Below are 11,780 nucleotides of genomic sequence, written 5' to 3'. Positions count from 1 at the left end.
TTAACTATAGTTCTTTTCAACATATTTACATTCACAATTTCAAAGATCGAATACTATATTTTCAAGTATTTTATATTTCATACTTTTTCATAAATTACTACTTGACTTTAATATAGTTGTCTTTCTTCTATGGTTCTGCGCTAGATTTCTATCAACGCTTTCTTCGCTTACAGCTTCTGTCCGCAGGTACTGCAAAACTTACTGTCCGGCTCCACTTCCTCCCCGCATTGCGGGCAGTATTTCTTCGTTATGAGGGAGGTTCCGCATTCACAGCAGAATTTAGCATCCTCCTTGTTCAGCTCTCCGCAATTCGGACATTTGATACGGATCACTTCCTTGACAACCGGCTCCTGCGGCTGTGCAGCTGCAGTATTCATCTGCTGGGCAAAGGCAAACCCTGCACCAATTCCCGCGATCCCTCCACTTTGCTGTGCGGCATCCCGCATTGCCCGAGACTGCTGCCACTGCTGGAAATTCTGCATATTCCCGCTGACCAGATTGATTCCGGACTGCTCATCGATAAATTTTTCAACCTCCTCAGGAAGTGAGATATTTTCGATATTGATCATCAGCAGACTGATTCCCATCGTTTCCATTTTCTCATTCGCACTGACTCTGGCAGCCTCGGAAATCTCACGAAGCTTGCTTGCCAGCTCTACAACGCGGATTTTTTCTTCGGCAATGACATCAATCAGACTTTCAATCACAATCGAACGAACAAACTCAATCACATCCTCTGTCTGATAGATCATCTGTACACCGACCAGCTCCCGCATAAACCTCTCAACATCCACAACCCGCATCGAGAAGGTTCCAAAGCCGCGTACCCGAACCACGCCGAAGGTCGGATCCTCAATGATAAACGGATTCTTCGTTCCCCACTTGTTATCTGTCAGCGCCTTTAAGCTGACAAAAAACAAATCACTGATAATCGGGGAGCGAAAGCCGTATTTCCAGCTTTGCAGTGTGGAAAGAATCGGCAGGTTCTCCGTATTCAATGTATAGGAGCCTGCGGAAAACACATCTGCCAGCTCTCCCTTGTTCATAAATACTGCAGCCTGACTCTCTCTGACAATCAGCTTTGCCCCCTGCTTGATTTCATTATCACGGCTATTTCTCTGATATTTTAAAACGATCAGGTGACTCATGTCCTTGTCATTTTCAATTACATCAATAAACTGCCCCATCAAAAGATCACTGAATCCCATTAGCGCATCCTCCTATCGTACAATATAATCACCGTTTGCATCCTTAAATCTATTGGTTGCTATCATGAACATGTCATAAAACCAGCCAAACATTAAAAACCCTATGGTTATCATATATAGCAATGCACGTCCCCATTTTCCCGTATAGAAATTATGAAGACCCAGGGGACCGCTGAACAAGGCAAGCAAAAACGCCACCGTTTTGCTTTTCTCACTGTCATGAATGTCTCGTCCTTTTCCCTGCTCTGCTTTCCTCTGTCTTGCTGCCTCCTGCTGTACTGCAGCCGCTGCATCATAATCCGCATTCTCACTGCCGCAGTACGGACAGCATCTGCTGTTTTCAATCTCTGCACCACATTGCTTACATTTCATAATGTTCTCTCCTTACCTTATTCTATTATACAGGGAACTCGTTTGCTGTGCAATTCATTTTCACTACGCATTTTTTCATATGACTATAATAAAACAGATGTCTTCCTTGAGGCTGCTAGAAAAGCAGGATATTTTAAAAATCGTATCTTCGCACACTTCCACAGCTCCTCTATATCCAAGCAAATAACAGAACAAAATCACCATGTTTCCCATAGGATTATACAAAAAATGGGAAACTATTTTCATAGCACTCCCATTTTTTCTGTTCGTATTTTTTCAATAGCTTCCCCCTACACTGCTTTTGTTTCTTATGATCATAACTGCGGATATGCGGTACAGTCTGTTATCAATTTCGATCAGTCGAACGTTGTCAGCTCCTGTCTATTTCCCCGCAATATTGCGCTCATAAAATTTCTCATAGACATTCGTGAAGAAATTTCCTTTTCCTGTTTTATGATAGCGCATGATCAGCAGCGTCAACAGGATGCCTGCCACTGTGGCACACATGACATCGGTGATCGTATCATGCACACCCTGAGAATAATGATTGATGCAGTCATTGTTGAAGAAAATTAGCATTGCATATTCATAAAACTCCCAGATTTCACCAACCGCGATATTCACGGCATTGATAAAGACGAGAAATACGTGATAATCCTTCTTATCCGGAAATTTATTCGTCTTTTTCAGATAGAAATACAGAATAACCGCCAGCGTCGTGATGAACCAGCCACTGGAGAAATGCAGAACCTTGTCAAAGCCCAGATAGGAATACCAGTGATAGCTGCTTCCAATCAGCGAAGCAAAATACGTAAAAATCGTAGACACGATGTAAATTTCATATACCGGCTTGAAATGCAGCAGCTTAAAGGCAACCGGTACGATCAGGGGCGTCAGCATCGCTACAAAGGTCATACCGAGTGCATTCATATCCCTGAGCGTGTAGTTATGATAGAACGCATACAGCAGTGTAACGATATAGACAGCCGCACAAAGATATAGCATTCTTTTTAATAAAATCTCGCGGCGCTCCAGCTTATCCTGCATGCTTCACATCCTCCAGCATCTTCAGCTTCAGATCCAGCAGCTGCTTACTGAGATCGACATAGTAGGTCTGCGGATATTCAAAACGCAGAATCTCATCCCACATACAGGAAAATTCCTGTTCACTGTACGCACGGATTTCCTGCAGATCCGGAACCTCATAAACCAGCTCCCCGTTTAAAAAGATCGGCTCCAGCAAATCACGCAGCACATAGCTGCCGCCTGGAATCGTCTTGTTCTTCCAGCTGTTCATCTGATGGTAGATGGTCAGATCACGATCTGGATCGAGGTTCTCCCTGTGAATGGTCATGATATCCCCCACAGCCTTACCGCTTTCCTTATCGTAAATACGATAGAGATCCTTATAACCGGGATTGGTTACCTTTTCAACATTTTCACTGACCTTGATTTTCGGTATCATGGTCTCTCCGTCCATGATGGAGCTCATTTTATATACACCGCCGAATACCGGTGCGGATTTGCTGCAGACCAGATTCTCGCCAACCCCCATGCTGTTGATCTGTGCCCCCTGTGAAATCAGGGATTGGATGAGATATTCATCCAGGGAATTAGAGATCACGATATTACAGTCCTGCATACCTGCTGCATCCAGTGCTGTGCGGATTTTCTTCGACAGGTATGCCATGTCCCCGCTGTCGATACGAACGCCCTGCAGACGATAGCCGTTTGGCTCCAGATATTCCTTCGCTACACGGATTGCATTCACCAAACCGCTTTTCAATGTATTATAGGTATCCAGCAGCACCGTACAGCTGTCCGGATAGGTTTTCGCATACGCCAAGAATGCATCATATTCACAGTCAAAGGACTGTACAAAGGAATGCGCCATAGTCCCCAGAACCGGCATACCAAATTTCTGTCCGGCATAGGTGGTTGCCGTTCCTGCCACACCGCCGATGTAGGCAGCTCTTGCACCATAGTTCGCCGCATCGAAGTTATGCGCACGACGGGCACCGAATTCCATGATAGCTCTTCCCTGCGCCGCTTTGACAATACGCTTTGCCTTTGTCGCAATCAGGGTCTGATGATTCACACACAGCAGCATCGCCGTTTCCAGCAGCTGTGCTTCGATTATCTTCGCCTTAACACGAATCAGCGGTTCATATGGGAATACCGGTGTTCCTTCCTTCACCGCAAAGATATCGCCGGTAAAAATAAAATGCCGCAGATATTCCAGAAATTCATCATTGAAACGATTCAATGAACGCAGATATGCGATGTCACTATCCTCAAAATGCAAATTCTGAATATATCCGATAATCTCCTCCAGCCCCGCAAACACTGCATAACCACCGCTATCCGGGTTTCTGCGATAAAACAGGTCGAAGGTTACGACACGATCCTTATGATTGGAATTAAAGTAGCACTGACTCATGGTCAGCTCATAAAAATCCATGACCAGACTCAGATTCCGCTCATCACGAAAATCAAATTTATAATCCAGACTTTTCATATTCAATCCTCTCTTTCCAGCTTTGAAACGATACAGATCCCGTTTGCCTCCATGTTGCGAATACTGAATTCATTACAGGATACGGCATCGTGCACACCCTCGATATGATAGGTATCCACACAGCTCAGCGGTATGATGATTCGCTGCTCTGTCTTATTATGCTCATTCAGCCATGCATTCAGACATAACGCAAACTGCAGGATGCAAATATCAGTACAGCAGCCGGTGATGACGATATCTCGGTAATTCTTTAGACGTTCCTTCAAAAAGAGCTGAAAATCGGGACATGTAAAGGTATTCGTGGAATTCTTACGCATCAGCTCCTGTACATACGGCTGTAATTCCTGAATAACCTCGCTTTCCTTTGTGCCGATGACACAATGAGAGGGGTAGGAAATAAACTCGCGTGTTTTGGGCGGATGGGAGTCCGCAATGAAAATAACCCGCTGCTCAGCATCCCGAATCAGGCTTTCAATGTGCATTGTTGCCGCATGGATTGCCTCATCATGCAAAGCTCCTTCATGTACAAAGCCCTCGATCATATCCACAACGAATATGACAGGGTCCTTCAGCTCTTTCGTGGAAAGAGGCTTGTATGCTTCTAAAAACTGTTTACTTACTCTAGCCATAGGGAATCTCCTTTAAAATTTTACCTATACGATATTTATTATAGTCTTTTTTTCTTCAATTTGAAACAGAATCCACAGAAATTTCATTTTTACAGCGTACGACTGCTGTTCCCTTCAATAGCAGATGCAATCAACGAAAGAGCTAGATCAGCGAACCAGAAATTTCAAGCTGTCTTACACTTTCTATATTTCATAGCACATGCTGTATCAAGTTCTCGTTTCCATCGATTTACTTACATGCAGGGAAGCGGTATCCTTTTTACGAATCCTTGTTTTTCTCAAATGCCGTGTTGTAGCAGTATCACAAGCCCGTACTATTCACACATACATAAGCACGACATTCATTTGTTCTTCCTGCAGGTTTTCCTGTCAGTAACACATAGCTGCGTGCTGTGTCGCATCCTTATCCGGTTCCCGAGCATTTTGCCGCATCGATGGCAAGAACGATCATAAGGGACAACAGTGCATGTCCTTCCTTTCGGATATCCAGCACATAGGTGTCGGTGAGGTGAAAAATCTCCTTACTGGCATGCATAATGCATCCATCCTGTTCACTGATAACATCATATTCCCACTCCATGAAATTCCCCTCGATTTTCCAGTCGTTGCAGGACAAATGATATTTCGATTTAAAAAACGTAAATTCACGCTCGATAAAGCCAATACAGCTTCCATTCAAATACATGCGAAAGCGCGGCAGAAAGGTAAATACCTCTTCCCGGATTTCTCCGATTTCCTCACGCATTGCATTGTAGATAATCAGTCGGTGTCCCCAGGACAGCTTTCCTTCAACCGTGTACACGGTATGTCCTGCCTCATCATATATATCATAGCTGTCAAACCAGGTAAACATACGCTGCTTGAATAACAATTTCATAGCCTTGTTCCCCTTTCATTTAAGTTCATTATACAGGAAACAGCAAAAAAAAGAAGTCCTGAAGTATTTCATTGTTTACAGGAACAAAGGCTGACCATAGTAAAAAGGATCAGCTGTATCATTTGAACAATATCGCTGACCCTGATGATTCAGAAGTTTGATAGCATACGCAAGCAGGGAAAACCGCCATCGCAGGATCCCTTTGATAACCATATATCTATAGAAACAGAGAGAAGAACTGAAAGATAAACAATGAGGCAAGATAAGGTACCGCCAGCATAACTACCAGAGTTAACAGCAGAAGCTTTTTCCCGTATTCATGATAGACCGCCTGCAAGGTCATAATACAAGGGATACTGAGTAGGACATACACCATGAAGCTGAAGGAGCGAATTCCTGCATCAGCACCCGTCCACAGCGCGCGGATATGGGATACCTGGGCATCCTTTTGCGGCTTGATTGCCACATCGGTGTGCAAAAAGAAGGTTGCACTTTCCTTTAATGCATTTCCTCCCTTATAGACAATATCACGGATATCCCTGCCGATATTGATAGAGGAGGCCTCCTGCTGTTGTACCGGCTGCAGGACGGTGTCCAGAAAGCCGACAATCGTTTCCTTGGCGATAATGCCGCCGGGCAGTGCAGCGACACATTCCCACCGGTCACCAAACCCAAGCGGTGCAAATACTGGTTGAACAAGCTTGGCACCCTGAGCCAGAAAGCTGTCCTCCACGCTTCCATTCGGAAAGTAGGTAAGTCCCCATAAGATCACCATCGCCCATAGGACGATGCCACACGCCTTGCGCACATAGCTTTTTACCTCCTCCTTCACCTTATGGAGCACTACGCGCAGAGAAGGAAGACGGTAGGGCGGAAGCTCCAGCACCAGCATCGCATCATCATGAAATATCGGAAAACGGGATGCAAGCAGCGCCAGTACAAGAGCAAGAAGGATACCGATCCCATAGATGCTCAGCATCATCCATGCCGCCTTATCTGGAAAAAAAGCAGAGGCGAACAGCACGTATACCGGTAATCTGGCACCACAGGACATAAAGGGGACAAGCAGAGCAGTCAGACGCTTTTGCTGTTCGTTATCCAGCGTGCGAGTCGCATAGATGGCAGGCACATTACAGCCGAAGCCCAGCATGAGCGAGACAAAGCTCTTTCCGCTGAGATGAAAGGAATTCATCAGCCGATCCAGCAAAAAAGCAATGCGCGCCATATAGCCGCTTTCCTCCAGTAAGGATAATACAAAATACAGCAGTGCCATCAACGGCACAAACACAAGCACACCTCCGACGCCGGCAAGAATCCCCTGCAGCAGGAACTGCCGTACTACATACGGCGCCCATTGCAGGGCAAAGGAAACATAGCGGGCCAGTACATCCTGCAGCAGATAGCCGATATAATCATTGAGTGGTGCGGATGCCTGAAAGACAAAAAGCAGGAGGAAAGAGAAAACGAGCAGAAACAGCGGAAGCCCCAGCCATCTATGCAATACGAGCGCATCGATACGCTCACTTTTCGCATACCGCTTTTTCGGATCCTGCGACACGCTGCGCATCAGAGATTCCACAGCACGACAATACCCTATGCGCACGTTTTCTTCGTTCATGTTCCGACACAGCGTTTGCAGCACTGCCGTATCCATATGCCAGGCATCCAGCTGTTTCATAACAAGCAGATCCCCACGCATACACTCCAAGGCAAGACGATGCAGCAGGCGTGGTGAAGCTTCTGCATGTGGCGGCAGGTGCTGCTCAATATACGTATACAGCGATGTATAGATTTCATCCTCCTCGGCATTCAGCAGGGGATGATAGAATACCGTCTCTTGCTTCACCTGTTTTTGAATTGCCTGGCGTACCTCACGATAATGTCTGCGGTCAAAGGCGGAATACGCCAAAATCTCAATCCCCAGACGCCTTGACAGTGCTGCCGTATCAATATGAATACCATAGGCCTTGACCTCATCCATGAAATTAAAAATCAACAGCATGGGAATCTGCAGCTCCCGCAGAAACAGCGTCAGCATGAGGTTTCGCTGAAGATTTGTCGCATCCAGCACATTGACAATCAGATCCACCTGCTGACTTTGAAGATATGCTGCCGTAATGCTCTCCTCATTGCCACTGTTTGTCAATGAATAGGTGCCCGGAAGATCCACAATGTGGTAGCTGTCCCCTCCCCAGCACACATTGGCTTCCTTTTTTTCGACCGTAACCCCCGGCCAGTTTCCGACCTTGAAATCCGCATTGCTGAGTGCATTGATCCATGCACTCTTTCCCACATTCGGATTTCCGACAAATGCCACATGATAGTTCATTCCAACACCTCCCCCTCAATGCAGGCCGCATCCTTATTACGCAAAATCAGCTGATTGCCTGCCGCAAAATACAGACAGGGATCCTGCATCGGCGCACTGCGCAGCTTGCGTATGTGCGTGCCCGGATAGATACCCAGATAAAATAAACGATCCTTCTCCTTTTTGCACATATGAATATTCGTTACGACCATGGTTTTTCCCATGGCTGCATCACATAGCTTCATAATTCATCACCTGTTTTTCAGTATAGCGGACATGCGAAAAAAACACCGTCATAAAAAGACGATGAAACGTGGTTCTATTTTTCATCACTTATGAATATATTTTCACCAGTATGAAAAAATTCATTTTTTTATTTTCATTTTCGTGTTTTGCGTATATAATATAAACAGGCTAAAGGAGGAAATTACTATGGCTAAGCTAGATTATGTTAAAGAAGCAGTTGTCAAACGCAATCCGAATGACGCAGAATTCATTCAGGCTGTTGATGAAGTCCTGCTGTCACTGGAAAAAGTCGCAGATAAGCATCCGGAATATATCGAAAAGGGAGTATTTGAAAGAATTGTCGAGCCGGAGCGCCAAATCATCTTCCGTGTACCTTGGGTCGATGACAGCGGTAAGCTGCAGGTAAACAGAGGATTCCGTGTGGAATTCAATTCGGCGATCGGACCTTACAAGGGCGGGCTTCGTTTCCACCCGAGTGTAAATATCTCTATTATTAAATTTCTGGGCTTTGAACAGATTTTCAAAAACTCTTTGACCGGTCTTCCAATGGGCGGAGGAAAAGGTGGAAGTGACTTTGATCCGAAGGGAAAAAGCGATGCGGAAATCATGCGGTTCTGCCAGAGCTTCATGACAGAGCTGTGCAAATATATCGGACCGGATACCGATGTTCCAGCAGGCGATATCGGTGTCGGCGGACGTGAAATCGGTTATATGTTCGGACAGTACAAGCGTATCCGAAATGAGTTCACCGGTGTGTTGACCGGCAAGGGCTTAAACTGGGGCGGTTCTCTTGCCAGAACCCAGGCTACAGGCTATGGACTGTGCTACTTCACAGAGGCCATGCTAAAAGCAAACGGCACTTCCTTTAAGGATAAGAAGGTCGTTGTCAGCGGAAGCGGAAACGTCGCCATCTATGCTGCGGAAAAAGCAACCCAGCTGGGGGCAACGGTAATTGCCATGAGCGATTCCAGCGGCTATATCGTTGATGAGAACGGTGTAAACCTGGATGTGATGAAGGAAATCAAGGAAGTAAAGCGCGGACGTATCAAGGAATATGCAGATACAGTAGCCGGGGCTTCCTTCCATGCATCAGAAAGCATCTGGAATACCCCATGTGATATCGCACTGCCTTGTGCAACACAAAACGAGCTGCACAAGAGTGACGCGGAAGCACTGATCAAAAACGGTTGTATCGCTGTATGTGAGGGTGCCAACATGCCGACAACGCCGGATGCCATCGAGGTATTGCAGGCAAACAATATTCTGTATGCACCGGGTAAGGCAAGCAATGCAGGCGGTGTAGCGACCTCCGGTTTGGAGATGTCACAAAACTCCGCACGTCTGTCCTGGACCTTTGAAGAGGTGGATGCAAAGCTGCAGGACATCATGGAAAATATTTTCCGTACAGTGTCTGAAACAGCTGCGGAATACGGTCTTGGTAAAAACTATATGGCCGGGGCAAACATTGCAGGCTTCATCAAGGTTGCGGACTCCATGATCGATCAGGGAATCGTATAAGTAAAACATAAGCGGCTGTCGTATGACGGCTGCTTTTTACTTTTCAGAGACTTACCTGCGGTCAGCATCTCCTGCGTTAAGCGTTTATTTTGCAGAGAGTACGCTTTCCGTCTCCTTTTCCCATTGCTTCCCCTTACGCAATATCCCTGTTTCTTACCCTTTTCTTACGGACTTCCTACAATACGCTTACAGCCCTATTCCTCTGCTTTTTCTTGTGCTATGCTGTATACGAAGAAGGCTTTCGCTGATAACATATAGAAAGCAGAAAGGAAATATGTATGAAAGAATATCTGAATTGCATTGAATCAGGAAATATAAAGTGTATCTCGTACGCTATGTGTGACCTTGTGCAAAGTATGGGAAGAACGAGCCTGGTATGAAACGAAAACGGATACTGTTTACAGCCCTCGCTGTATATCTCATATACACCTGCTGTACGACTTCAGGAGCCATAAAGCTGCAGGCCCTGATCATCAGCCGCAATCCCGCTGTCTATTTGAACAGCACAGAGATTTCATATTTTGGAAAACCCTATTACACCTTTCAAAATGAGGTTACCGACTACGAAACAGCGAATCCACTGGGCGTATTTGAATGTCACCGTTATTTCATTTTTGTGACAGCAGAATATGTGGGATTTCCATAAACAAAAGCAATCACATCGCCGGAATGTGGTGGCTTTTTTGAAGTTAGTTCATAGGATTGCTTCGTTTAAAGAACCAGAAGAATCGCCTGTGAAAACACATGCACGAAATGAAAAGCTGCAGGGAACGCATGAAATGTAAAGATACCGAGGGACAAGCAGAGTGCTGTATCACAATACAATTCTACTCTCTATTTCAATACGTCTGAAAAAAGGTCATGCAGTGTACTTTCATTCCAATAGATATTTCTGCATCCTTATCGATAAAGTATGTCTGAGAGAAGGGATCGCACTGCTCTATCGCTACAACAGTTATTTCCTGCTTTCTCCATCTTAGCTTAAAGGAAGAGGGAATACTGTCCCCTAATTACATTAAATGGTCTGCTTTTCTTCAGCTTTAAAGGCTGAGGAAAAAGCAGGCACTGCACCGGCGCTTCTGCTGGAAGCTGCCTTTCTTTATCTAAAAGATATGCAATGATATGTATTCCCTATGCCATATCAGAAAAAAAGCACACCGCGAGGTGTGCTTACTCATCCAGCTCCATATGACGCTTGATAATTGTTGAAATCATATCAGCTGCCAGCTGCGGGTCATCATTGCATACGATATACTTGTAATTGTTGACCATTTTGATTTCCTTGCTTGCCTTTGCCAATCGCTGCTGCACGATTTCCTCCGGCTCGCTTCTTCTGCCCCGGATTCGTTTTTCCAATTCCTCCATGCTTGGCGGAATGATGAAAATCGTCAGTGCCTCCGGACATTTTTCACGTACCTGCGTAGCACCCTGCACTTCGATTTCCAGCAACACATTCTTGCCTTCATTACGCAGCTTCTCAACCTGTGACATTGGAGTACCATAGTAGTTTCCTACAAATTCTGCCCATTCCAAAAGCTCTCCGTCATGAATCGCCTGTTCAAATTCTTCCTTTGTTGTAAATATGTAATCAACGCCGTCCTGTTCACCCTGTCTTGGTGATCTGGTTGTCATGGAGATGGAATACGCCAGCTTTAAGGATTCATCATTCATAAAGCAATTACGCACTGTTCCTTTTCCTACGCCGCTTGGTCCGCTGATAATAATCAATAAACCTTTTTTCATGAGCACACCCCTTACTATTCTTACATTCATTTTACTAGCGCAGGCAAGGTATGTCAAACGTGTTTCTGAATTTTTTTTGCTTTTTGAATAAATTAACTACGTTTTCGCAAAAATCGTGAAAAAGATAAAGAATCGCAATGGTGAATCAAAGTCCCTGCGAAGATTCATACATATTTATGATGAATCACATACAATTCTCAATATGTATCAAATGTGCATAAAAGAGCTGTTTTTAACAGCCCAATGGCATCAACCTAAGGAAATTTGGTTGATGCTATTTTTTATTCCTATCAGAAATCACTTCATTAATCGCTCACTATCGTTGTAGTTAAGAGTATATTATATAAATATTTTTTAATAT

At 44.9% G+C, this 11,780-nt stretch carries 11 protein-coding genes; 2 read left to right on the top strand and 9 right to left on the bottom strand.

The window, feature by feature from the left end; translation table 11 throughout:
• Window positions 1-167: 167 nt before the first annotated feature.
• The 8 genes from NE665_RS22280 to NE665_RS22245 form a co-directional block, all read right to left on the bottom strand.
• The gene (locus NE665_RS22280) at window positions 168-1,208 is read right to left on the bottom strand and encodes an SPFH domain-containing protein (protein ID WP_117442389.1); all 1,041 of its coding nucleotides are present in this window, start codon (window positions 1,206-1,208) and stop codon (window positions 168-170) included.
• A 12-nt stretch (window positions 1,209-1,220) separates the two neighbouring features.
• Window positions 1,221-1,580, bottom strand: a complete 360-nt coding sequence (locus tag NE665_RS22275) for a TM2 domain-containing protein (RefSeq protein WP_117442390.1) — start codon at window positions 1,578-1,580, stop codon at window positions 1,221-1,223.
• Between the two features lie 381 nt (window positions 1,581-1,961).
• Entirely contained in the window at window positions 1,962-2,627 is a 666-nt protein-coding gene (locus NE665_RS22270; protein ID WP_117442391.1) for a hypothetical protein, read from the bottom strand.
• Window positions 2,617-4,098: a nicotinate phosphoribosyltransferase gene (locus tag NE665_RS22265; RefSeq protein WP_117442392.1), complete on the bottom strand. Its 1,482-nt coding sequence runs from the start codon at window positions 4,096-4,098 to the stop codon at window positions 2,617-2,619. Before NE665_RS22265 ends, NE665_RS22270 begins: the two co-directional genes overlap by 11 nt.
• Window positions 4,099-4,100: 2 nt before the next feature.
• Window positions 4,101-4,727 (bottom strand): isochorismatase family cysteine hydrolase, encoded by a 627-nt coding sequence (locus NE665_RS22260; protein WP_117442393.1) that lies wholly within the window; start codon window positions 4,725-4,727, stop codon window positions 4,101-4,103.
• A gap of 403 nt (window positions 4,728-5,130) precedes the next feature.
• Entirely contained in the window at window positions 5,131-5,604 is a 474-nt protein-coding gene (locus tag NE665_RS22255) for an LURP-one-related family protein (protein ID WP_117442394.1), read from the bottom strand.
• Window positions 5,605-5,821: 217 nt separating this feature from the next.
• Window positions 5,822-7,933, bottom strand: coding sequence for a ferrous iron transport protein B (gene feoB, locus NE665_RS22250; RefSeq protein WP_117442395.1), 2,112 nt, complete (start codon window positions 7,931-7,933; stop codon window positions 5,822-5,824).
• Complete coding sequence (locus tag NE665_RS22245; RefSeq protein WP_117442396.1) at window positions 7,930-8,157, bottom strand: FeoA family protein; 228 nt, start codon at window positions 8,155-8,157, stop codon at window positions 7,930-7,932. Before NE665_RS22245 ends, feoB begins: the two co-directional genes overlap by 4 nt.
• Before the next feature lie 187 nt (window positions 8,158-8,344).
• On the opposite strand from NE665_RS22245, the gene gdhA reads away from it, so the two are divergent.
• On the top strand, window positions 8,345-9,676 hold the full coding sequence (gene gdhA / locus NE665_RS22240) for an NADP-specific glutamate dehydrogenase (protein WP_117442397.1): 1,332 nt from the start codon (window positions 8,345-8,347) through the stop codon (window positions 9,674-9,676).
• Window positions 9,677-10,052: 376 nt separating this feature from the next.
• Window positions 10,053-10,322, top strand: coding sequence for a hypothetical protein (locus tag NE665_RS22235; protein WP_117442398.1), 270 nt, complete (start codon window positions 10,053-10,055; stop codon window positions 10,320-10,322).
• A gap of 524 nt (window positions 10,323-10,846) precedes the next feature.
• On the opposite strand, the gene gmk is transcribed toward NE665_RS22235, so the two are convergent.
• Window positions 10,847-11,419: a guanylate kinase gene (gene gmk, locus NE665_RS22230; protein ID WP_117442399.1), complete on the bottom strand. Its 573-nt coding sequence runs from the start codon at window positions 11,417-11,419 to the stop codon at window positions 10,847-10,849.
• Window positions 11,420-11,780: the final 361 nt, after the last annotated feature.

The organism is Clostridium sp. DFI.1.208, from assembly GCF_024463855.1.
Lineage (GTDB): Bacteria > Bacillota_I > Bacilli_A > Erysipelotrichales > Erysipelotrichaceae > Clostridium_AQ.
This window is presented reverse-complemented; position numbering and strand designations above follow the sequence as displayed.